The 21,092-nt window shown below is 68.7% G+C and carries 26 protein-coding genes and 1 pseudogene; 23 read left to right on the plus strand and 4 right to left on the minus strand.

Annotated elements, in window-relative coordinates; genetic code table 11:
* Positions 1-115: 115 nt before the first annotated feature.
* The 12 genes and pseudogenes from rpmI (at position 116) to ASD21_RS14250 (ending at position 8,102) form a co-directional block, all read left to right on the plus strand.
* Entirely contained in the window at positions 116-316 is a 201-nt protein-coding gene (gene rpmI, locus ASD21_RS14205) for a 50S ribosomal protein L35 (protein WP_007672148.1), read from the plus strand.
* Positions 317-329: 13 nt separating this feature from the next.
* The gene (gene rplT / locus ASD21_RS14210) at positions 330-689 is read left to right on the plus strand and encodes a 50S ribosomal protein L20 (protein ID WP_012285248.1); all 360 of its coding nucleotides are present in this window, start codon (positions 330-332) and stop codon (positions 687-689) included.
* A gap of 153 nt (positions 690-842) precedes the next feature.
* Positions 843-914: pseudogene (locus tag ASD21_RS24765) on the plus strand (hypothetical protein); the annotation flags it as partial.
* A gap of 57 nt (positions 915-971) precedes the next feature.
* Positions 972-2,045, plus strand: coding sequence for a phenylalanine--tRNA ligase subunit alpha (gene pheS / locus ASD21_RS14215; protein WP_056442230.1), 1,074 nt, complete (start codon positions 972-974; stop codon positions 2,043-2,045).
* Positions 2,045-2,416, plus strand: a complete 372-nt coding sequence (locus ASD21_RS14220; RefSeq protein ID WP_056442233.1) for a hypothetical protein — start codon at positions 2,045-2,047, stop codon at positions 2,414-2,416. The genes pheS and ASD21_RS14220 overlap by 1 nt, the downstream gene beginning before the upstream one ends.
* Positions 2,413-4,851, plus strand: coding sequence for a phenylalanine--tRNA ligase subunit beta (pheT, locus tag ASD21_RS14225; protein ID WP_056442236.1), 2,439 nt, complete (start codon positions 2,413-2,415; stop codon positions 4,849-4,851). Before ASD21_RS14220 ends, pheT begins: the two co-directional genes overlap by 4 nt.
* A gap of 286 nt (positions 4,852-5,137) precedes the next feature.
* Complete coding sequence (locus ASD21_RS24480; RefSeq protein WP_235523803.1) at positions 5,138-5,266, plus strand: hypothetical protein; 129 nt, start codon at positions 5,138-5,140, stop codon at positions 5,264-5,266.
* Between the two features lie 114 nt (positions 5,267-5,380).
* Positions 5,381-5,677 (plus strand): hypothetical protein, encoded by a 297-nt coding sequence (locus tag ASD21_RS14230; protein WP_035072771.1) that lies wholly within the window; start codon positions 5,381-5,383, stop codon positions 5,675-5,677.
* On the plus strand, positions 5,674-5,946 hold the full coding sequence (locus ASD21_RS14235; protein ID WP_156390635.1) for a hypothetical protein: 273 nt from the start codon (positions 5,674-5,676) through the stop codon (positions 5,944-5,946). Before ASD21_RS14230 ends, ASD21_RS14235 begins: the two co-directional genes overlap by 4 nt.
* Positions 5,947-6,008: 62 nt before the next feature.
* The gene (gene msrA / locus ASD21_RS14240) at positions 6,009-6,617 is read left to right on the plus strand and encodes a peptide-methionine (S)-S-oxide reductase MsrA (RefSeq protein ID WP_056442498.1); all 609 of its coding nucleotides are present in this window, start codon (positions 6,009-6,011) and stop codon (positions 6,615-6,617) included.
* A gap of 125 nt (positions 6,618-6,742) precedes the next feature.
* Positions 6,743-7,273, plus strand: coding sequence for a TIGR00645 family protein (locus ASD21_RS14245; RefSeq protein WP_056442501.1), 531 nt, complete (start codon positions 6,743-6,745; stop codon positions 7,271-7,273).
* Between the two features lie 55 nt (positions 7,274-7,328).
* The gene (locus ASD21_RS14250) at positions 7,329-8,102 is read left to right on the plus strand and encodes a transglutaminase-like domain-containing protein (RefSeq protein ID WP_056442243.1); all 774 of its coding nucleotides are present in this window, start codon (positions 7,329-7,331) and stop codon (positions 8,100-8,102) included.
* Here the strand turns inward: ASD21_RS14250 and ASD21_RS14255 are convergent.
* Both ASD21_RS14255 and ASD21_RS14260 read right to left on the minus strand, forming a co-directional pair.
* Entirely contained in the window at positions 8,099-8,863 is a 765-nt protein-coding gene (locus ASD21_RS14255; RefSeq protein ID WP_056442246.1) for a hypothetical protein, read from the minus strand. The genes ASD21_RS14250 and ASD21_RS14255 overlap by 4 nt on opposite strands.
* A 266-nt stretch (positions 8,864-9,129) precedes the next feature.
* Positions 9,130-9,735, minus strand: a complete 606-nt coding sequence (locus ASD21_RS14260; RefSeq protein WP_056442249.1) for a DUF1134 domain-containing protein — start codon at positions 9,733-9,735, stop codon at positions 9,130-9,132.
* 154 nt (positions 9,736-9,889) lie between these two features.
* Here ASD21_RS14260 and lepA point away from each other — a divergent pair, with 154 nt between their 5' ends.
* The 9 genes from lepA (at position 9,890) to ASD21_RS14305 (ending at position 17,925) form a co-directional block, all read left to right on the plus strand.
* On the plus strand, positions 9,890-11,698 hold the full coding sequence (lepA, locus tag ASD21_RS14265) for a translation elongation factor 4 (RefSeq protein ID WP_056442252.1): 1,809 nt from the start codon (positions 9,890-9,892) through the stop codon (positions 11,696-11,698).
* 30 nt (positions 11,699-11,728) lie between these two features.
* Positions 11,729-12,142, plus strand: coding sequence for a very short patch repair endonuclease (locus ASD21_RS14270; RefSeq protein ID WP_056442254.1), 414 nt, complete (start codon positions 11,729-11,731; stop codon positions 12,140-12,142).
* A complete protein-coding gene (locus tag ASD21_RS14275) occupies positions 12,139-13,302 on the plus strand; it encodes a DNA cytosine methyltransferase (RefSeq protein ID WP_056442258.1) in 1,164 nt (387 codons plus the stop codon). Before ASD21_RS14270 ends, ASD21_RS14275 begins: the two co-directional genes overlap by 4 nt.
* Positions 13,299-14,129 carry an Eco29kI family restriction endonuclease gene (locus ASD21_RS14280; protein ID WP_056442261.1) on the plus strand — a complete coding sequence of 277 codons (831 nt, stop codon included), beginning with the start codon at positions 13,299-13,301 and terminating at the stop codon, positions 14,127-14,129. Before ASD21_RS14275 ends, ASD21_RS14280 begins: the two co-directional genes overlap by 4 nt.
* 58 nt (positions 14,130-14,187) lie before the next feature.
* On the plus strand, positions 14,188-15,810 hold the full coding sequence (locus ASD21_RS14285) for an NAD(P)/FAD-dependent oxidoreductase (protein ID WP_056442263.1): 1,623 nt from the start codon (positions 14,188-14,190) through the stop codon (positions 15,808-15,810).
* 117 nt (positions 15,811-15,927) lie between these two features.
* On the plus strand, positions 15,928-16,188 hold the full coding sequence (locus ASD21_RS14290) for a DUF4258 domain-containing protein (RefSeq protein WP_056442265.1): 261 nt from the start codon (positions 15,928-15,930) through the stop codon (positions 16,186-16,188).
* Positions 16,178-16,411, plus strand: a complete 234-nt coding sequence (locus tag ASD21_RS14295) for a DUF2283 domain-containing protein (protein WP_056442268.1) — start codon at positions 16,178-16,180, stop codon at positions 16,409-16,411. The genes ASD21_RS14290 and ASD21_RS14295 overlap by 11 nt, the downstream gene beginning before the upstream one ends.
* Before the next feature lie 9 nt (positions 16,412-16,420).
* Positions 16,421-17,044 carry a glutathione S-transferase family protein gene (locus ASD21_RS14300; protein ID WP_056442270.1) on the plus strand — a complete coding sequence of 208 codons (624 nt, stop codon included), beginning with the start codon at positions 16,421-16,423 and terminating at the stop codon, positions 17,042-17,044.
* A gap of 107 nt (positions 17,045-17,151) precedes the next feature.
* Positions 17,152-17,925 carry a hypothetical protein gene (locus ASD21_RS14305; RefSeq protein ID WP_056442273.1) on the plus strand — a complete coding sequence of 258 codons (774 nt, stop codon included), beginning with the start codon at positions 17,152-17,154 and terminating at the stop codon, positions 17,923-17,925.
* Here ASD21_RS14305 and ASD21_RS14310 read toward each other — a convergent pair whose 3' ends face one another.
* Positions 17,926-18,648: a winged helix-turn-helix transcriptional regulator gene (locus ASD21_RS14310; RefSeq protein ID WP_056442275.1), complete on the minus strand. Its 723-nt coding sequence runs from the start codon at positions 18,646-18,648 to the stop codon at positions 17,926-17,928.
* Positions 18,649-18,821: 173 nt separating this feature from the next.
* Here ASD21_RS14310 and ASD21_RS14315 point away from each other — a divergent pair, with 173 nt between their 5' ends.
* A complete protein-coding gene (locus ASD21_RS14315; protein ID WP_056442503.1) occupies positions 18,822-19,994 on the plus strand; it encodes an acyl-CoA dehydrogenase family protein in 1,173 nt (390 codons plus the stop codon).
* Here the strand turns inward: ASD21_RS14315 and ASD21_RS14320 are convergent.
* Positions 19,991-20,815 (minus strand): protein NO VEIN domain-containing protein, encoded by an 825-nt coding sequence (locus tag ASD21_RS14320; protein ID WP_235523804.1) that lies wholly within the window; start codon positions 20,813-20,815, stop codon positions 19,991-19,993. The two genes, ASD21_RS14315 and ASD21_RS14320, sit on opposite strands and share 4 nt — an antisense overlap.
* Before the next feature lie 83 nt (positions 20,816-20,898).
* On the opposite strand from ASD21_RS14320, the gene ASD21_RS14325 reads away from it, so the two are divergent.
* Positions 20,899-21,081, plus strand: a complete 183-nt coding sequence (locus tag ASD21_RS14325) for a hypothetical protein (RefSeq protein ID WP_056442281.1) — start codon at positions 20,899-20,901, stop codon at positions 21,079-21,081.
* Positions 21,082-21,092 lie beyond the last annotated feature (11 nt).

The following is a 21,092-nucleotide window of genomic DNA, read 5'->3' on the forward strand; positions in this document are numbered from 1 at the left end:
CCGCGCCCCTTTCCCGTACTAACCCCGCCTTTCCGGAACCGCCTGGCCAATTGGCATGCCATGGCGGTTCGTCATGCTATCTAGAGGACGGGGCGGTTAAGCGCTCCGACGCGAAATGCCTAAGTTGAAGACCAAGTCGGGCGCCAAGAAGCGCTTCAAGATCACGGCCACGGGCCTGCTGAAAGCCGGCGTCGCCGGCAAGCGTCACCGTCTGATCGGCCACAACGGCAAGTACATCCGCCAAAACCGCGGCACGAAGGTCATGAGCGAATCCGACGCCAAGACCATCCGTTCGTACCTGCCCTACGGCCTTTAAGGAGCGCTGACACATGGCTCGCGTTAAACGTGGCGTCACCGCCCACGCCAAGCACAAGAAGGTTCTTGAACAGGCGAAGGGCTTCTACGGCCGCCGCAAGAACACCATCCGCACCGCCAAGGCCGCCGTCGACAAGGCCGGCCAGTACGCGTACCGCGACCGCAAGGTGCGCAAGCGCGCCTTCCGTTCGCTGTGGATCCAACGCATCAACGCCGGCGCTCGCGTCGAGGGCTTCACCTACTCGCAGTTTATCCACGGCCTGGACGTGGCGGGTATCGTGATCGACCGCAAGGTCCTCTCGGACATCGCGGGTCAAGACCCGGTCGCGTTCAAGGCCATCGCTGACAAGGTCCGCGCCGCCCTGGCCGCTTAAGGTCTTTTCGGGTTCGTCCCGATTGCGATCTGAAGAGCCCTCCGGTGCGAGCCGGAGGGCTTTTTGCTGCCTGGCCTTCTTCTCCTCACCCGTGAAACGGGGGAGGTGGCGCGATGCGCAGCATCGTGACGGAGGGGGCGCTCGGCCGCCGCAGGGACGCCCCCTCCGTCACGTCGCGTATCCGCGACGCGCCACCTCCCCCGCGATGCGGGTGAGGAGAAGGGGTTCTGCCCCAAGTATCGGTTCAACCTCCGCCCCAAATCCTCTAGACGGAACCCCGTCATGACCGATCTCACCACTCTCGAAGCCGACGTGCTGGCGCAAGTCGCCGCCGCCGGCGATCTCGCCGCCCTCGACGCCGTGCGCGTCTCCGCCCTGGGCAAGACCGGCTCGATCTCGGGCCTGCTCAAGACGTTGGGCGCCATGAGCCCCGACGAGCGCAAGGAGCGCGGCGCGGCGATCAACGTCCTGCGCGACCGCGTGCAGAGCGCGCTGAACGACAAGAAGGCCGCGCTGGAAGCCGCCGCCCTCGACGCGCGCCTGGCCAGCGAGACCCTGGACCTGACCCTGCCCGCCCCGCACCGCCGTCGCGGCAGCGTCCATCCCACCATGCAGACCATGGACGAGATGATCGCCATCTTCGCCGAGATGGGCTTCGCCGTGGCCGAGGGTCCGGACATCGAGGACGACTTCCACAACTTCACGGCCCTGAACTTCCCCGAGAAGCACCCGGCCCGCGAGATGCACGACACCTTCTTCTTCAATCCGAAGGAGTCCGGCGAGCGCATGCTGCTGCGCACCCACACCAGCCCCGTGCAGGTGCGGACCATGGTCTCGCAGAAGCCGCCGATCCGGATCATCGCCCCGGGCCGCACCTATCGCTGCGACAGCGACGCCACCCACACGCCGATGTTCCACCAGGTCGAGGGTCTGGTGATCGACAAGGGCATCCACATGGGCCACCTGAAGTGGACCCTGGAGACCTTCATCGCCCGGTTCTTCGAGACAGACGCGGTGACGACGCAGTTCCGGCCGCACCACTTCCCGTTCACCGAGCCGTCGGCCGAGATGGACGTGCAGTGCGATCGCTCGGGCGGCGAGATCAAGATCGGCCAGGGGACCAGCTGGCTCGAGATCCTGGGCTGCGGGATGGTTCACCCCAACGTCCTGCGCGCCTGCGGCATCGATCCGGACGAGTACCAGGGCTTCGCGTTCGGCATGGGCGTCGACCGGCTGGGGATGCTGAAATACGGCATGCCTGACCTGCGCGACATGTTCAGCTCGGACGGCCGCTGGCTGGACCACTACGGCTTCAGCGCCTTCGCCGCACCGAACGCCGCTTCGGGACTGAGCTGATGGACGCGGCCGCGCACATCGATCTGACGGCCACCGTGTTCGAGGGCGTGGAGATTTCGCTCTACGACCTGGCGCGCGCCTGCATGGCCGAGGGCAAGACCTCGATCTCGGACCGCACCTTCCGCAAGTGCCTGATAACCGGCCCCGCGGTTGTGCTGGTGTTGGACAACGTCGAGTTCAAGAACACCAACTTCGGAAGCCACGGCAGCGACATCCGCGCCATCGTCCTGCGCCCCGCCAGCCCCAATCAGGTTGTCGGCGCCATCCCTGTCACTCATTGCACCTTCGACGGCTGCCAGTTCCTTGGCCTGGGTTTCACCGGCTCGGACCTGTTCCTCGATCAGCTGTTGAAGTTGGAAACCAAGGCATGAAGTTCACCCTTTCCTGGCTCAAGGACCACCTTGAGACCACCGCCTCGGCCACCGAAGTCGTCGCCGCCATGACCATGGCCGGCCTTGAGGTCGAGCACGTCACCGATCCCGCCTCGAAGCTGGCCGCCTTCACGGTCGCCAAGATCGTCGAGGCCGTGCAGCACCCCAACGCCGACCGTCTGCGGGTCTGCCAGGTCGACACCGTCGACGGCCGCAAGGAGATCGTCTGCGGCGCGCCCAACGCCCGTCCGGGCCTGACCACGGTCTACGCCCCGATCGGCGCCTATGTGCCCGGCCTGGGCGTGACCCTGGTCGAGAAGCCGGTGCGCGGCGTGGTTTCCAACGGCATGCTGTGCTCGGGCTCCGAGCTGGAGGCCGACGACGGCTCCGAGGGCATCCTGGAGCTGCCCGACGACCTGGCCGTCGGGACGCCCGCTTCGCAGGCCCTGGGCATGGAAGCCGTCATCGACTTCGAGGTCACCCCCAACCGCCCCGACTGGCTGGGCGTGGCCGGCATCGCCCGCGACCTGGCCGCGGCCGGCGTCGGGACGCTGAAGGAGCTGTCGATCGCCCCCGTGCCGGGGACCTTCCCCTGCCCGATCAGCCTCAAGGTCGACGGCGACGCCTGCCCGGTGTTCAGCGGCCGGCTGATCAAGGGCGTCAAGAACGGCCCCTCGCCCAAGTGGCTGGCGGACCGGCTGAAGGCCATCGGCCTGCGTCCGATCAACACCCTGGTCGACATCACCAACCTGATCACCTACGACCGCGCCCGGCCGCTGCACGTCTATGACGCGGCCAAGCTGGTCGGGACCGTGATCGAGGCGCGCCTGGGCCATCATGGCGTCAACGGCGACGAGCACCTGATCGCGCTGGACGGCAAGACCTACGACCTGACTCCGGAAATGTCGGTGATCTCCGACGCCGCCGGCGAGCGGCCGATCGGCATCGGCGGCGTCATGGGCGGCGAGAGCACCGGCTGCTCGGACGACACCGTCGACGTCTTCGTGGAAAGCGCCTGGTTCGACCCGATTCGCACCGCCCAGACCGGCCGCGCGACCGGCATCAACAGCGACGCCCAGTACCGGTTCGCCCGCACGGTCGACACCGGCTCGCTGGTGCCTGGCCTGGAGCTGGCGACCAAGCTGATCCTTGAGCTGTGCGGCGGCGAGGCCTCGGACATCGTGGTGGCGGGGCAGGCTCCGGCCGCGCCGGGCCCGATCCTGTTCGACCCGGCCTATGTCGAGGCCCTGTCGGGCCTGGCCATCGAACCCGAGCGCACGCTGAAGATCCTGACGGACCTGGGCTTCACGATCGCCCCGCCGACCGACGTCTCGACCGCCGAGTTCGCCACCCACGCCGAGAGCCTGGTCTGCGTCACCCCGCCGACCTTCCGCCGCGACGTGCAGGGCAAGGCCGACCTGGTGGAGGAAGTGGCCCGCATCGCCGGCTACGCCGCCCTGCCCTCCACCCCGCTGCCGGAAACCGCGCGCGCGGTCGGCGGCGTGCTGACCGCCCGCCAGGCCCGGGCCCGCATCGCCCGCCGCGCCCTGGCGGCGGCCGGCTACAACGAGGCGGTGACCTGGAGCTTCACCAGCCAGAAGATCGCGGCGCTGTTCGGCGGCGGCGCGGCGGAACTGGTGCTGGCCAATCCGATCGCCTCGGAACTGGACTGCATGCGCCCGTCGATCCTGCCCAACCTGATCGAGGCGGCCGGACGCAACGCTCGCCAGGGCTTCGCGGACGCCGCCCTGTTCGAGGTGGGCCCGGTGTTCTTCGGCGACCGTCCGCAGGACCAGAAGACCACCATCGCCGCCATCCTGGCCCCCCGGGCCCCGCGCGGCTGGGACAAGGCGGACGCGGAAGACGTGTTCACCGTCAAGGCCGACCTGATGGCCCTGCTGGAGGAGATCGGGGCGCCGGTCGCTTCGCTGCAGACCGCCCAGGGCTCGGCCTCGTCCTGGTGGCACCCGGGCCGCTCGGCGCGCCTGCAGCTGGGTCCCAAGGCGGTCCTGGCCGAGTTCGGCGAGCTGCATCCGGTGGTGCTGAAGGCCCTGGACGTGGCCGGCCCGGTCTATGGCTTCGAGATCACCCTGGAAGCCGTGCCCGAGCCGAAGAAGAAGTCGGTCAAGACCAAGCCGGCCTTCACGCCCTCGCCGCTGATGCCCCTGACCCGCGACTTCGCCTTCGTGGCCGACAAGGCCAAGGCGGCGGGCGACCTGGTCAAGGCCGCGGCCGGCGCCGACAAGGCGCTGATCGACGCGGTGCGGGTGTTCGACGTCTACGAGGGCCCCGGCGTGCCGGAAGGCTCCAAGTCGGTCGCCCTCGAGGTCGTCGTCCAGCCGCGCGACAAGACCCTGACCGAGGCCGAGATCGAGGCCCTGTCGGCCAGGATCGTCGCGGCGGTCGAGAAGGCGGGCGGGAAGCTGCGGGGCTGAGGCTCACGCACTTGCCCCCACCTGACCGCTTCGCGGTCTGTCCGCCCCCATAGGGGGCGGAGGACGCGCGTTGCGCCGGCGGCTCCTCTTCCCCCTCTGGGGGAAGACGGTCGCGAAGCGACCCGTAGGGGGCAGGTGCTAGCCGCCTGAGCGCGAACGCACATTTCTTGCGCACCACGCCCCAATCACCGCCCAAGCACGGCAAGACCTTGCGCCGGGCCCAAGCCCACGCTAACTGTGTAATCGCACACGGAGTTTCCGCGCCATCATGCTTACGCAGCTGGCCATGAACGTTCTGATCGCGACCGGCCTCACCGCCGGCGTCGCGATCGCGTGCGCGCGCACCATTATGATGCAGGCCAAGATTAAAACCGTTCGTGTGCGAACGGGGCAGCACAGGCGCGCGGTCGACTAGACGACCACCACAGCCGAAGATCGCAAGATCCGCAAAGCCCCGCTTCCCACAAGGAGCGGGGTTTTTGCTGTGCGGTCGTCGGTCCTTCCACAAACCCAAAGGACCTTGAAACCCATGAGCTACCTGCCTTCCCCACCCGCCTTCAATTCCGACCACGAAGGCGTCACCGTCCACCAGCTGCTGTTGGCCGCCCAGGACGCGCCCTCGGCGCTGGAAGCCGTCCGCCAGGGCCTGGCCGACAGCGGGGCCGAGCTGTGCGCCCTGTCGATGAAGCCGGTCGGCCAGATCGTCGAGGGGTCCTTGCGCGTCCGTCACCTCAGCGACCAGGCCGCCCGACTGTTGGCCCGCGACCTGGCCGCCTGGCCGGGCGTCACCTCGGCCAGCGTCGAGCATCAGTGGGTGCGGCCGTGAGCGCGCTCAAATCCTCCAAGGACGGAGAAGACGACAAACGCCGGCTGTTCCTGGTGATCGCCGACGACACGCCCGACGCCCTGATGCGGGTGTTGGGCGTGGCCAACGTCCAGCAGACCCGTCTGCGCGCCTTGAGCGCCCAGCCGGACGGCGCGGGCCTTTCCATCCGCCTGGAGCTGGACGATCAAGGCGACGAGCGGGCCCAGATCCTGGCCGCCCGCCTGTCGGCCTGTCCGTCGGTGCGCGGCGTCGGCTTCGGCTGGCGATAGGGTGTAACCTTTCGCCCGCCTGATCCGTATCTAGAGGCACGTCCTCCCGGAGCCGCCCGATGATCCGCCGCCTGCCCGTTCTGATCGCCGTCCTGATCGCCAGTTTCGCCGCCATCGTGCTGCCCGCCGACGTCCTGGCCGCGTCGAAGCCCGCCCCGCCGCAGACCGCCGTGTTCGCCGGCGGCTGCTTCTGGTGCATGGAGAACGACATGCGCGGCATTCCCGGCGTGCTGAAGGTCGAGAGCGGCTACACCGGCGGCCACGTCGACAAGCCCAGCTATCGCGACGTGACCAGCGAGACCTCGGGCCACTACGAGTCGGTGCGCGTCACCTACGACCCGGCCAAGATCGACTACGGCTTCCTGCTCTACAAATACTGGAAGCTGGTCGACCCCACCGACGACGGCGGCCAGTTCTGCGACCGCGGCCCGTCCTATCGTCCGGCGGTGTTCGTCACCCCGGCCCAGCGCCCGATCGCCGAAAAGTCCCGCGCCGAGGCCGCCAAGCGCCTGAAGACCGGCGTGATGAAGGCCCAGATCCTGGACCTGAAGACCTTCTGGCCGGCCGAGGCTTATCACCGCGACTACGCCAAGAACCACGCGATCGAGTACCACGCCTACCGCATGGGCTGCGGCCGCGACCTGCGGCTGAAGCAGGTCTGGGGCGGTTAGGGCCGACGAACTAAGGCGCCGCCCGCTTCGAAACCGGCTTTTCCCTGATTGGCGCCTGAGGAAGATCAGCATCGACTGCGGTGACGTTCGCTTCCGGCGAACCCGCTGGAGCGCGCGCCATGCCCATGAACAAGCCGTTCGCCGAGCGCTGGCTGGAACGGAGCCTGTTCGCCTCCCGTTGGCTGCTGGCCCCGATCTATCTGGGCCTGGTGGTCGTGCTGGGCGCGATGATCCTGGTGTTCTTCCAGGAGCTGATGCACGAGCTGCCGATCATCCTGACCTCCAAGCCGGAGTTCGCGATCATCCTGGCGCTGTCGCTGATCGACCTGTCGCTGACCGGCAACCTGCTGGTGATCGTCATCCTGGCCGGCTACGAGAACTTCGTGTCGCGGATCGACACCGCCTCCCATGCCGAGCGGCCTCATTGGATGGGATCGGTCGACTATTCGGGCATGAAGATGAAGCTGATCGCCTCGGTCGCGGCCATCTCGGCGGTTTCGCTGCTCAAGGCGGTCCTGAAGATGAGCGAGGATCCGGACATTCCGTTTGACCAGCCCCGGCTGGCCTGGCTGATGGGCATCCACCTGACGTTCGTGTTCTCCGGCCTGCTGATGGCGGTCATGGACTGGGTCGCCGGCAAGATCACCAAGCACTGAACCTTCGGCGCCCGCGGGCCGTTGTGCTGCCCTAGGCGGCGGGGAGACGACGGCGATGCGCGTGCGGATCGAGACGCGGCTGGACTACGACTATCCCGAACGGGCGGAATCCCTGCTGCAAATCGAGGCCGCCGTCGCGCCGGACCAGACGGTTGTCGAGGAGCATCTGAGTTTCGATCCGCCCCTGACCTTCGTGCGCCGCGACGACCCGGTCAGCGGCGAGCGGCGCGTGGCCTTCGAACACCAGGGCCGGCTGGCCATCGTCTACACCGCCGTGGTCGAGATCGCCCATCGCGAGATGGACCTGGCCGGCGCCGTCCAGCACCGGGTCGCCGAACTGCCGATCGAAACCCTGCCCTATCTGCGCGGCAGCCGTTACTGCCCGTCCGACACCTTCGAGACCATCGCCGACCAGAAGTTCGGAAACCTGCGCGGCGGCGAGCGCGTCGCGGCCATCGTCGCGTGGATCATCGGACATCTGGAATACCGCCCGTGCAGCGACTGGCGCACCACCGCCCTGGAGACCTATGTCCAGCGAGCCGGCGTCTGCCGCGACTTCGCCCACCTGGCCGTCACCCTGTGCCGGGCCAGCGACATTCCGGCCCGGGTGGCCAGCGTCTACGCCCTGGGCCTGCACCCGCCCGACTTCCACGCCGTGGCCGAGGTCTTCGTCGGCGGCCGCTGGCGCCTGCTGGATCCCACCGGCCTGGCCCCGATCGACGGCCTGGTCCGCATCGCCTACGGCCGCGACGCGGCGGACGTGGCCTTCCTGACCATCTTCGGCCAGGCCAACATGGTCAGCCAGAGCGTGACGGTGACGGCGGACTAACCCGGCGCGCCGCCGGTCGGCTTGCGCCGCGACTTCGCCTTGGGCTTCTTCTTGGTGAACCGCTCGAACAGCACGAACGCCGCCGGCAGGGTCAGTAGGAACGAGGCCAGCCCCACCCCGCCCTTGGCGATCAGCACCGTCGCCTTGGGCACCCCGTAGATCGTGAACACCTTCACCGGCAGCAGGATCTGCGGATCGGACCCTTGCGCCTGGCCGTTGGCCGAGATCGGGATGGCCTTGAACGTGGCCGGCGTGACGTTGAAGCGCACCAGCAGCACATGGTCGCCCTCGGCCTTGGGCGAGACGATCCACTTGACCCGCTCGACGCCGGTGGCGGCGATGCGCTGCACGTCGAACTCGTGGGTCGGAGCGGGGGTCAGGGCCAGGTCGGCGCCGCTGAGCTCGACCTTCATGCCCGCCGGCGGCTGCACATCGCCGTAGCCGTAGTCGTATTCATCCTCGGCGCCCGCCTTCACCCCCTCCTGGGCCGCGCCGGTCCAGTGGGTGTCGCCGGTGGTGTACTCGGCCTCCAGCACCCCCTCCTCGTTCTCGCGGATCGTGCGGGGGTATTTGATGTTAAGCCAGCCGATGGCCGTGCCGTTCGGGTCGCGGACGACGAAGCGCGACGCCGCGGCGACCTGGGTCGCCGGCCGATGCGAAGCCGGGGCCGCCCTGGCGTCGATCAGCCGGGGCAGGACCACGGCGCAGACAAGCGCCAGCGCCAGCCAGACGAACCAGGTGCGCTTGAGCCGCTCGAACATGGCGCTTCCTCGCGTCGGGCGCGCTCAGCGGCGCGGTCCCGCCGCCGCGAACCGACGTCCCCGCGCGGCCGGACTTTCCCGTGGAGATTGATAATGGCGAGAAACTCTCGCGAGTCCAAGCGCCTATAAGTCCTCCCCCTGTGGGGGAGGTGTCGGCGAAGCCGACGGAGGGGGGAGTGATCGGAAGACGGCCGCGACCTGGGTCGACGTCCCTAGAACTCCCCCCACCGGCCTTCGGCCGCCTCCCCCACGGGGGGAGGACCTTGCTAGAACGGCAGGATGTTGCGCTTACGGCTATAGGCCAGGTAGCCGACATTGGCGCCCAGGCGCAGGCCGACGCCGGCGCGGATCGGGGCCAGGGTGATGCTGTCGGCGCGCTGGTAGTTCACGCCCAGGCCGCCGATCAGATAGGCCGTGCCCTCCACGCCCGGGAAGCGGCGGAAGATGGCGTCCGGATACTGCAGGTTATAGCACAGGGTGAAGACCCGGCTGGCGTTGCCGCCCCAGTCCCAGCCCACCGAAGGGCCCTGCCAGAACACTTCCTGGGTGTCCTTGCCCTTCATGTACAGCAGGCCCCGGCCGTAGCGCAGGCCCACGCCGATGGCGCCCGAGCCTTCTTCGCCGGCGATGTAGCCCGTGGGCTGGCCGTTGTCGCGGAAGGCGCGCTCGATCACCGCCCCGATGCTTTCGGCGGTCACGCCCAGGAAGTCCGAGCCGCTGCGGATCATCTCGTCGGCCGAATAGGTCTGGGCGCGGCCGGTGTCGTACTGCGACTGGCGCGGCGGATCGCCCGGACGCTCCTGGGCGGTGCTGGCGCAGGCGCTCAGTCCGGCGGTGGCCATGCCCGAAAGGATCAGCTTGCGGCGGTCCATGTGCTCTCTCACGATTCCAACGGCCTAGACTGTCTCAACCCTTTGAGTCGGGTTTGCGGCCTGGAGCTTAACGGCGAGTTAACCATGACCGTTCCTCCCGCGCCCGGGCGGAACGACACTCGCGAAACGCCGCAAATATGCTAGACGCAGCGCCATGACTTCGACGCCTCTCGACCGCATCCGCAATTTCTCGATCGTGGCCCATATCGACCACGGCAAATCGACCCTCTCCGACCGGCTGATCCAGGAGACCGGGGGCCTCACCGCGCGTGAGATGACCGCCCAGGTCCTGGACAACATGGACATCGAGAAGGAACGCGGGATCACCATCAAGGCCCAGACCGTGCGTCTGGATTACAAGGCCGACGACGGCCAGACCTACATCCTCAATCTGATGGACACCCCCGGCCACGTCGACTTCGCCTACGAGGTCAGCCGCAGCCTGGCCGCCTGCGAAGGCTCGATCCTGGTCGTCGACGCCTCGCAGGGCGTCGAGGCCCAGACCCTGGCCAACGTCTATTCGGCCATCGACAACAACCACGAGATCGTCCCGGTCCTCAACAAGATCGACCTGCCGGCCGCCGAGCCCGAGCGCGTGCGCGCCCAGATCGAGGACCTGATCGGCCTGGACGCCAGCGACGCCGTCCTGGCCAGCGCCAAGTCGGGCGTCGGCATCCACGAGGTGCTGGAGGCCATCGTCACCCGCCTGCCGCCGCCCAAGGGCGACGAGAACGCGCCGCTGAAGGCGCTGCTGGTCGACGCCTGGTACGACGCCTATCTGGGCGTCGTGGTTCTGGTCCGCGTCTTCGACGGCCGCCTGAAGGCCGGCCAGAAGATCAAGATGATGCAGCACGGCTCGACCCACCTGGTCGACCGGGTCGGCGTCTTCAAGCCCAAGAACACCCCCGTCGAGAGCCTCGGCCCCGGCGAGATCGGCTTCTTCACCGCCCAGATCAAGGAAGTGGCCGACGCCGCCGTCGGCGACACCCTGACCGACGAGAAGAGACCCACCGAAAAGGCCCTGCCCGGCTTCAAGGACGTCCAGCCGGTGGTGTTCTGCGGCCTGTTCCCGGTCGACGCCGCCGACTTCGAGGACCTGCGCGCCGCGGTCGGCAAGCTGCGCCTGAACGACGGCAGCTTCACCTACGAGATGGAATCCAGCGCCGCCCTGGGCTTCGGCTTCCGCTGCGGCTTCCTGGGCCTGCTGCACCTGGAGATCATCCAGGAGCGCCTGTCCCGCGAGTTCGACCTCGACCTGATCGCGACCGCCCCGTCGGTGGTCTACAAAATCCACATGCGCGACGGCACGGAGATCGAGCTCCACAACCCCGCCGACCTGCCCGACCCGATGCACATCGAGAGCATCAGCGAGCCCTGGATCAAGGCGACGATCTTCACCCCCGACGAGTATCTGGGCGGCGTGATCAAGCTGTGCCAGGACCGTCGCGGCGCGCAACGCGAGCTCTCCTATGTCGGCAGCCGCGCCATGGTGGTCTACGACCTGCCGCTGAACGAGGTGGTCTTCGACTTCTACGACCGCCTCAAGTCGATCTCGAAGGGCTATGCCTCGTTCGACTACCAGGTCGAGGACTACCGGCCCGGCGACCTGGTGAAGATGTCGATCCTGGTCAACGCCGAGCCCGTCGACGCCCTGTCGATGCTGGTCCACCGCGACCGCGCCGAAAGCCGCGGCCGAGGCATGTGCGAGAAGATGAAGGAGCTCATCCCCCAGCACATGTTCGTCATCCCCATCCAGGCGGCGATCGGCGGCCGGATCATCGCCCGCGAAACGGTTAGAGCTTTGCGCAAAGACGTCACGGCGAAGTGCTACGGCGGCGACGCCTCGCGCAAACGCAAGCTGCTGGACAAGCAGAAGGCCGGCAAGAAGCGCATGCGCCAGTTCGGCAAGGTCGAGATCCCGCAGGAAGCCTTCATCGCCGCGCTGAAGATGGACGGGGATTGATCCCTTCTTCCGATTGAACACTTAACGACCATGGACACCCTGACCCCCGCCGAGCGCAGCGCCCGCATGGCCCGGGTCAAGGGCAAGGGGTCGAGCGCCGAGATGACCGTGCGGCGGCTGGTCCACCGGATGGGCTACCGCTATCGGCTGCACGGCGCGAAGCTGCCCGGGCGGCCTGACTTGGTGTTCCCCGGCCGCAGGAAGGCGATCTTCGTTCACGGCTGTTTCTGGCATCGGCATCCCGATCCCGATTGCAAGCTGGCGCGACTCCCCAAATCGCGGCAGGACTTCTGGATCCCCAAGTTGGAGGGCAATCGCGCTCGCGATCTGCGCCAACTCGAGGAGCTCGAGGCCCTGGGCTGGAGCGCGCTGATCCTCTGGGAATGCGAGCTCAAGAACGAGGCTTTCCTAGAGAACGAAATTAGAACATTCTTGGACTCATGAAGTCGATCGAACTCTTCGCGGGCGCCGGCGGGCTGGGCATGGGCCTTCACAGGGCGGGGTTCACCCCGGCCAAGGTGGTGGAATGGGATCGCTATTGCCGCGAGACCATCCGCGAGAACCGCGACCTGCCGCGCTCGCCGATGCACGGCTGGCCCGAGGTCGAGGGCGACGTGCGCGGCGTCGACTTCCGGTCGCTCGAAGGCAAGCTCGACCTGGTGTCGGGCGGCCCGCCCTGCCAGCCATTCTCGCTAGGCGGCAAGCACAAGGCCTATGACGACGCGCGCGACATGTTCCCCCAGGCCATCCGCGCCGTGCGCGAGACGCGGCCGCGCGCCTTCATCTTCGAGAACGTCAAGGGCCTGACCCGGGCGACGTTCCGCAACTATTTCGAATATATCCGCCTGCAGCTCGAACATCCCGAGGTGATCGCCAAGCCCGATGAGGACTGGGCCGAGCATCTGGCGCGACTGGAACGCCACCATACCCACGGCACGCGTGATGGCCTGGCCTATCGCGTCGTGATCCAGGTGGTGAACGCCGCGGACCACGGGGTGCCCCAGAAGCGCGAGCGGGTGATCTTCGTCGGCTTTCGCGACGATCTTGATGTCGAATGGAGCTTCCCGCTCGCCACCCATTCGTCCGACGCCCTGCTTTGGGAACAACACCGTGACGGTCGTTATTGGGACCGCCACAAGGTGGCCAAGGCCGCGCGCCCGAGCGTGCTCGACATGCCGGTCCGCGCCCAGCGCCTGGAGGCCAAGCCAGACGCCATCGCTTGGCGCACCGTGCGCGATGCCATCGGCGACCTTCCCGATCCCGAATTCGAGCCCCAGGCCGCGCGGAAGATCGCCAACCATCGTTTCCAGTCCGGCGCGCGCAGTTACGCGGGTCACACCGGCAGCCCGTTGGACGACCCCGCCAAGACCCTGAAGGCCGGCGTTCATGGCGTGCCCGGTGGTGAAAACATGCTGGCCCGGCCCGACGGCACGGTGCGCTACTTCAGCGTTCGCGAAAGCGCCCGCCTGCAGACCTTCGCCGACGACTTCGTCTTCCACGGCTCGTGGAGCGAAACCATGCGCCAACTGGGCAACGCCGTTCCGGTGCGGTTGGCGGAAGTCATTGGCAAGGACGTCGCGAGGAAGCTACGCTACGCGGCGTGAACAAACCCGTTTCCCTCGATGTCGAGATCGCCGCCTTGCGAGCACGGGTCGCGTCCCTGACCGAACTGGCCGCGAGCGCGCCTTTCGCGCCGACGGCCCGTCGAAAGGTCGACAGCGAACTTCGCGATCTAATCGAGACGCTGGAAGCCGCGCTACGTCGCCTCGATCCCATCGCCATGCCGCGGTCGGTGTTCGATCCCAGCAATCCCAAGGTGATCGGCCGCTTCACGGCCCTGGCCATGGTGGCGCAGGAGCGTGTTCCCCTGGCCGATATCGGCCAATTCTACGGCTCGGGCGTCTATGCGATCTACTATCGCGGCGCCTATCCGCTGTACGCGCCGCTGTCGGGGTCCGAGACGCCGATCTATGTGGGTCAGGCCGCGCCGGGCGAACAGGGCGCGCACACGGCGCGGGATCAAGGCCCTCGCCTCGCCGCCCGCCTGAACGAGCACCGCAAGAACATCATCAAGGCCGACACCACGCTCGAAATCGCTGACTTCGACGCGCGCTTCCTTGTCGTGCAATCGGGGTGGGAAACGGCGGCGGAGGACTATTTGATCCACCTCTTCCGGCCGATCTGGAACAGCGAGACCAACCTGCTCTACGGCCTAGGCAAGCATGGCGATAGCGCCACGACCCGCGCCAACAAGCGCTCGCCCTGGGACACCCTGCACCCCGGCCGCGCCTGGGCGGCGAAATCGACCGAAGACGCCCGCACGCCAGAACAGATTGTCGCGGACGTCACGGCGCATTTTCGGCGCCATCAGCCCTATGTCGAACGTGGCGTATTGCTCGAGACCTTCTTCGCGGAGCTGCGCCAGAGCTGAGGGCGCCGTCCCGGCCACCGCAGTGGCGAAACTCGCCCGCCCCAGCTAAACCCGCCCCATGCTCCGCCTCTCCGACCTCAAACTCCCCCTCGGCCATCCGCCCGAGGCTCTGGCCCCGGCGATCTGCAACCGCCTGGGCATCCCCGAACGCGATCTGATCAGCCACGCCATCGCCCGCCGCGCCCATGACGCGCGGAAGAAGGCGGCGATCTTGATGGTCTATACGGTGGATGTCGCGTTGCGCGACGAGGCGGCCGTGCTGGCGCGGTTCGAGCGGGACAGCCAGGTGCGGCCTCGGCCCGACACCGACTATCGGCTGGTCGCCCAGGCGCCGAAGGACTTCACCCGCCCCGTCGTCATCGGCGCGGGACCCTGCGGCCTGTTCGCCGGGCTGATCCTGGCCCAGATGGGCTTCAAGCCGATCATCCTGGACCGGGGCAAGGTGGTGCGCGAGCGGACCAAGGACACCTGGGGCCTGTGGCGGCGCGGCGAGCTGAACCCGGAGTCCAACGTCCAGTTCGGCGAGGGCGGCGCGGGCACCTTCTCGGACGGCAAGCTCTATAGCCAGGTCAAGGACCCCCGCCACCTGGGCCGCAAGGTGCTGGAGGAGTTCGTCAAGGCCGGCGCGCCCGAGGAGATCCTGACCGAGGCCCACCCGCACATCGGCACCTTCCGCCTGGTGACGATGGTGGAGAGCATGCGAGAGACCATCGAGGCCCTGGGCGGCGAATACCGCTGGCAGCATCGGGTCGACGACTTCGACATCGAGACCGCCGCCGATGGATCGCGCAGGCTGAAGGGCCTCCACCTGTCGACCGGCGGCTATCTGGCGGCCGACCGCGTGGTGCTGGCCGTCGGCCACAGCGCCCGCGACACCTTCCAGGTGCTGTACGACCGGGGCGTCCATATCGAGGCCAAGCCGTTCTCGATCGGGGTGCGGATCGAGCATCCGCAGTCGTGGATGGACAAGGCCCGGTTCGGAGCCTGCGCCGGCCACCCGGACCTGGGCGCGGCCGACTACAGCCTGGCCCACCACTGCGCCAACGGCCGCACGGTCTACAGCTTCTGCATGTGCCCGGGCGGCACGGTGGTGGCGGCGACGTCCGAGCCCGAGCGGGTCGTGACCAACGGCATGAGCCAGTATTCGCGCAACGAGCGCAACGCCAACTCCGGCTTCGTGGTCGGCATCGACCCCGAGCGCGACTATCCGGGCCACCCGCTGGCCGGGATCGAGTTCCAGCGCAAGTGGGAGAGCCTGGCCTATGTGGCGGGCGGCTCGACCTACGCCGCCCCGGCCCAGAAGGTCGGCGACTTCCTGGCGGGAAGGCCGTCGGAAGCGCTGGGCGAGGTGCAGCCCTCCTACCGGCCGGGCGTCGAGATGACCGACCTGGCCCAGTGCCTGCCGGCCTTCGCGGTCGAGGCCATGCGCGAGGCCCTGCCGGTGTTCGGCCGCCAGATCGCCGGCTACGACCACCCGGACGTGCTGCTGACCGGCGTGGAAACCCGCACCTCCTCGCCGATCCGCATCACCCGGGGCCAGAACTTCCAGAGCCTCAACACCGCCGGCCTGTTCCCGGCCGGCGAAGGCGCGGGCTACGCCGGCGGCATCCTCTCGGCCGCCATCGACGGCATCAAGGTCGCCGAGGCGGTGGCGGCGGCTTACATCGAATCCACGACCTGATTGCTAGCAGCATCCGAGGGAAGAAGGCCCATCGGCATGCAGCCTTCGCCTTGTCACTCCGAATATGCACTTCAGGTTAGGGGTGACGAGCTCATGCTTTGACGCTCTCCTACGTCCATGAAGCCGCTGCGCTTCACCCGTCACGCCCTTGTCGAACGCATGCCGCGCTACGGCCTCACGCGTGAGATCGTCGAGGCCATCGTCCGCCAACCCGACTGGGTCGAGCTGGATCCCGACGCCCCCGCCGTCGAACGCCGCTTTGGGCGACCGCCCGGCTTCATCCGCCACGTCAGGGTGGCGTGCGTGGAGGAAGAGGACCATATTCGCGTCGTATCGGTCTTCCCGGACCGCAACGCGAGACCACCCGATGCGTCGTGAGCCTACCTACGATCCCCAAGCTGACGCAGCCTATATCCCGCTGTCCGACACCAAGCCGCACGAGGCCGAGGAGGTGGCGCCGGGCGTGGTCCTCGACTACGGCGAGGACGGCCGCGTTGTGGGCATCGAGCTTCTGCGGGTGAGCAAAACCTTGGCTCCCGGCATCTGGTCCAAATGGCGGGCGCCCGACGCCGGCGACGCCCGGATCGAAGCGGCGGAATAGCACCGCCCCATGCTCAAGATCCTCGGCCGCACCTCATCGTTGAACGTCCGCAAGGTGCTGTGGACCTGCGACGAGCTGGGCCTGGCCTATGAGCGCGAGGACTGGGGGACGGGCTTCGCCTCGACCCGCAGCCCCGAGTTCCTGGCCCTGAACCCCAACGGCCTGGTGCCGGTGCTGATCGACGAGCAGGGCGCGCTCTACGAGAGCAACACCATCTGCCGCTATCTCGCCGCCCGCTTCGGCCACGGCCATCTGCTGCCGCTCGAGCCGCGGCCCCGCGCCGGGGTCGAACAGTGGATGGACTGGCAGGCCACCACCCTGAACCCGACCTGGGGCTACGCCTTCCTGGCCCTGGGCCGCCCGACGCCGGGCTATGACGACTCGGTCAGGATCGCCGCCAGCGTCGAGGCCTGGAACAAGGCCATGGCCATCCTGGACCAGCGCCTGCAAGAGACCGGCGCCCACGCCGCCGGCCACGACTTCACCCTGGCCGACGTGGTGCTGGGGGTGTCGGTGCACCGCTGGAAGGCGACGCCGATGGCGCGGGCCGCGCTGCCGGCGGTCGAGGCCTATTACGCGCGGCTGAAGGAACGGCCGGAGTTCGGGCGGTGGGCGCTCGACGCGGTGCCTTAGCGTCCATCCTCCGGATCGCCCGCATTCCGCTCCATGCCCCATAAGGCTTTGCAGCCCTCTTGCGCCAACTTATCCTCCCTCACTCCCGGCGCGAGATAATGCTGCCTATGAGCAGACGCCTGGACGACGCCCCGCCCACCTGGTTCCGCCTGTCGGAGGAATCCTGGGCCGAGATCGGTGAGGAATATCGCAACGGCGCCACGGCCCGGGCGCTCGGCGCCAAGTGGAAGGTTTCGCCCACCAGCATCTACCGCCACGCCTGCAAGGACGGCTGGACCAAGAAGAGCCATGGCGACGCCGTGGCGCGGGCCCATGTCGCGGAGGTTCGCGCCGACGCCGAGGCGCGACGGGAGGCCGCCGCCGCGCCGGCGCCCGATCCGACGCTCTCGACCGATCCGGCGGACCTGCGGGCGGTCGCGATGGCGCGGCTGGCCAGGGCGATCCACGACGGGCGGGAGGACGAGGCGCTGCGCCTGACCAACCTGGTCCAGAAGCTGGAACGCCTCGCCCCACCGCCGGCCTCGCCCACCGACGGCTATCCGGATGATGGCGGCGCCTATGTGGACTGGCGGCCGACCCGAGAGGCGGTCGAGCGCGAGGTGGAGATCATGTTCCGGCAGGTGGTCGCGATCGCCTATTTCATGCTGAAGGACCCCGACAAGGTGCCGCACGTCTTTCGGCGGCGTGTGCGGGAATTTCGCAGGCGCTACCTGGGCGAGGATGACGCCGAGGCGATGGCGAAGGCCGTGCACTTTACCGAGTACGTCCTGAAGGATTTGGAGGGGGTGGTCATGGACTTCCATGGTCCCGAGCCGAAGCCGGCGATCCGGCGGCCGAACCGGACCTGGCCGCCGGCGTCTCCGCCCTTCCCCTCCCGCTGATCAGCTCGCCATCTTTCGCGTCTTGGCGAACGGGCTGAGGCCCAGCCAGGACTGCATGTCCGACGCCAGGTCGGCGTCGCCGGTCAGCAGCAGGCGCTGGCCGTCCAGCGCCGCGCGGACGGTGTCCAGGCCCATCCAGATAGCGGTCATGGTCCGCAGGTCGGCGGCGACATAGAGGTCGACGTCGAAGCCGGGGTCGACCGAGCACAGGTCGACCGGCGCGCCGGCCCTGCTCGCGTGGGGGCCCGCGTTCGGCTCGACGATCAGCCACCAGGACCGCTCGCTGGCCGGCCGCTCGGCGTAGAGGAACTGGATGACGCTGCGCCGCCGGGGCATCGGCTCCAGGTTCATGTTGCGGCGCATGTCCCACATCAGCAGCGAGGCGTCGAGGTGCTGCAGCGACAGCTCGGTGGTCACCCAGCGCTGGCCCCAGAGGCCCATGGCCTCGATCATGGTCTCCAGCTCGCGGCCGGCCGGGGTCAGGTGATATTCCAACACCCCGCTGTCGCGGCCGGCGACGCGGCGCACCACCCCGGCGTCCTCCAGGTCGCGCAGGCGCTGGACCAGCAGGGCCGGCGACATCCGCGGCACGCCGCGCCGCAGGTCGTTGAAGCGGGTCGAGCCGGCGATCATCTCGCGCAGCAGCACGATGGTCCACCGCGTGCACAGCACCTCGGCCGCCATCGCGACGGGACAGAATTGCCCATAGCTGCGCTGAGACATCGCCACCTCCGAAAGACAGAACGATGTTAGATTAAGGCCGCCGGGCCGGGCGGACTAGTTCAGTGACTGTACCGGCCAGGTTCAGTTGCTGAACTAGCTGGCGGAGGCGCGCCTTGGGCAAGGTCACGGAACCGGCGGGGTCGAGCCCCGCCTCCGACAAGAAGGTTCAAGACATGCCGCTCGACACCGCCGTTCCCGAAACCGCCGCCGCCCCCGTCGCTGACAGGATCGACTGGCTGGCCCGCGCCGACCGCCTGGCCGAGACGATCGCCGCCCAAGCCGCCGCCCACGACGCCGACGACAGCTTCGTGGCCGACGCCTACGCCCAGCTGAAGGCCGAGGGCTTCTTCAAGGCCCTGGTCCCCGTCGAGTTCGGGGGCGGCGGGGCGGAGGTCGCCGAGATCTGCCAGGTCATCCGCCGCCTGGGCGCGGCCTGCGGCTCGACCGCCCTGGCCTTCGCCATGCACAGCCACCTGGTGGCCGTCGCCGCCTGGCGCTGGCGCAAGCAGGGCGCGCCGACCGAGGGCCTGCTCAAGCGCGTCGCCGCCGAGGACCTGGTGCTGGTGTCCAGCGGCGGGTCGGACTGGCTGGCCAGCGGCGGCCAGGCGGTCAAGGTCGAGGGCGGCTTTGCGATCACCGCCCGCAAGGCGTTCTCCAGCGGCTGTCTGGCCGGCGACCTGCTGGTGACCAGCGCGGTCTGGCAAAATCCTGAGGAAGGGCCCGAGGGGGGCCCAACGGTGCTGCACTTCGCCGTGCCGCTGAAGGCCCAAGGGGTCGAGATCGTCGAGACCTGGCGCACCCTGGGCATGCGCGGCACCGGCTCGCACGACGTGGTGCTGTCGCAGGTGTTCGTGCCCGAGGCGGCGATTTCGGGCCGGCGGCCCAGCGGGCCATGGCATCCGCTGTTCCACATCATCGCCATGATCGCCTTCGCCCTGATCTATTCGGCCTATCTGGGCGTGGCCGAGAGCGCGCGGGCCCAGGCCCTGGCGATCACCGGACGCAAGGCGCCCGACCCGCACCTGGCCGAGCTGATCGGGTCGATGGAGAACGCCTTCGCCGGCGCCGAGATGGCCTGGGAGCGGATGGTCGACACGGCCGAGACCGGCGTCCCCGGCCCCGAAACCACCAACCGCGCCATGATCTGCCGCACCCTGCTGGCCCAGGGCGCGATCGCCGCGGTCGAGCGGGCCATGGAGGCGGTCGGCGGGCTGTCGTTCTACCGCGACACCGGCCTGGAACGGGCGTTCCGCGACATCCAGGGCGCGCGGTTCCACCCCCTGCAGGACGCGCCGCAGCGGCGCTATTCGGGCAGGGTGGCGCTGGGCTGGGACATCGACGCCTAGGTCTGGGACGCCTGAGCCTGGGGCTGAGCCCGCACCCGGAACACCCGGGCCTCGCGCGCCACGTCGTACAGGCGATAGACGATGAACGCGCCCGGCTGGGCCTCGCGGAGGGCTTCCTCGGCGGGGGTCAGCCGGAACGGCGTGGCCGGGCCGCCGGTGGTGGTCTTGACGGCGATGCGGCGCGCGGCGCCGGTGCGGCTGAAGCTGACCAGGTCGCAGCCCTCGTCATCCGGCGGCAGGGCCAGGCGGATCTGGGCGGCCAGGTCCGCTCGGCCGCGCTCCTCCAGCCGCCGCTGCTCGTAGACCAGGGCGGCGGCCACGCCGATCCGGGCCAGCATGCGGGCCTCCTGATCGCGGGCGGCGGGGTCGTACTTGGCGACCAGCCGCTCGGCCCGCTCGCTGGGCGGGACGTGGTGGGCCCGCGACGGCGCGCCCTCGGCCAGGATGGGCGCGACCGTACAGCCCAGCAGAGCCGGCGGCTGGGACAGGTCCTTGAGCGCGGTCGGCTTGGCGGTCAGGCAGCGGTCGATCGAGTCGACCAGGCTGTCGCCGAAGTCCCAGCGCGGCGGATGGTCCTTCAGGGTGGGCAGGCCGATCAGGGTCAGGATCGCCGAGATCTCGCCCTGCAGGAAGGTGATCGCCCCGCCCGAGCGGTTGGTGACGAAGCGCAGGGCGCGCTGGTGGTTGGCCGGATCGTAGGCGCGGCCGGTCATCACCTTGTCGAGCATGACCAGATAGTCGCCGACCACCAAGTCCTGCTCGGCCTCGTTCCACGTCTTGCCGTTGATCGCCGAGTCGCCCACGCGGCGACGATGCCCCAAGCGACGGCCCGACGCCAGGATTTGGCTCGGGCGGCGGTTCGGGGTCGGGACGTATCGCCGCCAACCGTGCTAGAAGCCCGTCCATGACCGACAAGCCTGAAGACCACCCCGAGATTCCCGGCGAGACCCCGATCCAGCGCGCCCTGCGCCTGAAGAAGGCCGCGCTCGCCGCCAAGCCGAAGCCGCCGCGCGGCGGTCGGTTCCAGCGCGAGCAGGCCGCCGCGGCCGCCTCGAGCAGCAAGAGCAAGCCCTGGATGACGCGGTAGGGACCGATCCG

The sequence above is a fragment of the Caulobacter sp. Root1455 genome, assembly GCF_001426905.1.
In the GTDB taxonomy this organism is placed as follows: Bacteria; Pseudomonadota; Alphaproteobacteria; order Caulobacterales; family Caulobacteraceae; genus Caulobacter.

Coding starts and splice junctions, on each gene's coding strand:
- rpmI (WP_007672148.1), top strand. CDS start 116: ATGCCTAAGTTGAAGACCAAGTCGGGCGCCAAGAAGCGCTTCAAGATC.
- rplT (WP_012285248.1), top strand. CDS start 330: ATGGCTCGCGTTAAACGTGGCGTCACCGCCCACGCCAAGCACAAGAAG.
- pheS (WP_056442230.1), top strand. CDS start 972: ATGACCGATCTCACCACTCTCGAAGCCGACGTGCTGGCGCAAGTCGCC.
- ASD21_RS14220 (WP_056442233.1), top strand. CDS start 2,045: ATGGACGCGGCCGCGCACATCGATCTGACGGCCACCGTGTTCGAGGGC.
- pheT (WP_056442236.1), top strand. CDS start 2,413: ATGAAGTTCACCCTTTCCTGGCTCAAGGACCACCTTGAGACCACCGCC.
- ASD21_RS24480 (WP_235523803.1), top strand. CDS start 5,138: ATGAACGTTCTGATCGCGACCGGCCTCACCGCCGGCGTCGCGATCGCG.
- ASD21_RS14230 (WP_035072771.1), top strand. CDS start 5,381: ATGAGCTACCTGCCTTCCCCACCCGCCTTCAATTCCGACCACGAAGGC.
- ASD21_RS14245 (WP_056442501.1), top strand. CDS start 6,743: ATGAACAAGCCGTTCGCCGAGCGCTGGCTGGAACGGAGCCTGTTCGCC.
- ASD21_RS14250 (WP_056442243.1), top strand. CDS start 7,329: ATGCGCGTGCGGATCGAGACGCGGCTGGACTACGACTATCCCGAACGG.
- ASD21_RS14255 (WP_056442246.1), bottom strand. CDS start 8,863: ATGTTCGAGCGGCTCAAGCGCACCTGGTTCGTCTGGCTGGCGCTGGCG.
- ASD21_RS14260 (WP_056442249.1), bottom strand. CDS start 9,735: ATGGACCGCCGCAAGCTGATCCTTTCGGGCATGGCCACCGCCGGACTG.
- lepA (WP_056442252.1), top strand. CDS start 9,890: ATGACTTCGACGCCTCTCGACCGCATCCGCAATTTCTCGATCGTGGCC.
- ASD21_RS14270 (WP_056442254.1), top strand. CDS start 11,729: ATGGACACCCTGACCCCCGCCGAGCGCAGCGCCCGCATGGCCCGGGTC.
- ASD21_RS14275 (WP_056442258.1), top strand. CDS start 12,139: ATGAAGTCGATCGAACTCTTCGCGGGCGCCGGCGGGCTGGGCATGGGC.
- ASD21_RS14285 (WP_056442263.1), top strand. CDS start 14,188: ATGCTCCGCCTCTCCGACCTCAAACTCCCCCTCGGCCATCCGCCCGAG.
- ASD21_RS14290 (WP_056442265.1), top strand. CDS start 15,928: ATGAAGCCGCTGCGCTTCACCCGTCACGCCCTTGTCGAACGCATGCCG.
- ASD21_RS14295 (WP_056442268.1), top strand. CDS start 16,178: ATGCGTCGTGAGCCTACCTACGATCCCCAAGCTGACGCAGCCTATATC.
- ASD21_RS14300 (WP_056442270.1), top strand. CDS start 16,421: ATGCTCAAGATCCTCGGCCGCACCTCATCGTTGAACGTCCGCAAGGTG.
- ASD21_RS14305 (WP_056442273.1), top strand. CDS start 17,152: ATGAGCAGACGCCTGGACGACGCCCCGCCCACCTGGTTCCGCCTGTCG.
- ASD21_RS14310 (WP_056442275.1), bottom strand. CDS start 18,648: ATGTCTCAGCGCAGCTATGGGCAATTCTGTCCCGTCGCGATGGCGGCC.
- ASD21_RS14315 (WP_056442503.1), top strand. CDS start 18,822: ATGCCGCTCGACACCGCCGTTCCCGAAACCGCCGCCGCCCCCGTCGCT.
- ASD21_RS14325 (WP_056442281.1), top strand. CDS start 20,899: ATGACCGACAAGCCTGAAGACCACCCCGAGATTCCCGGCGAGACCCCG.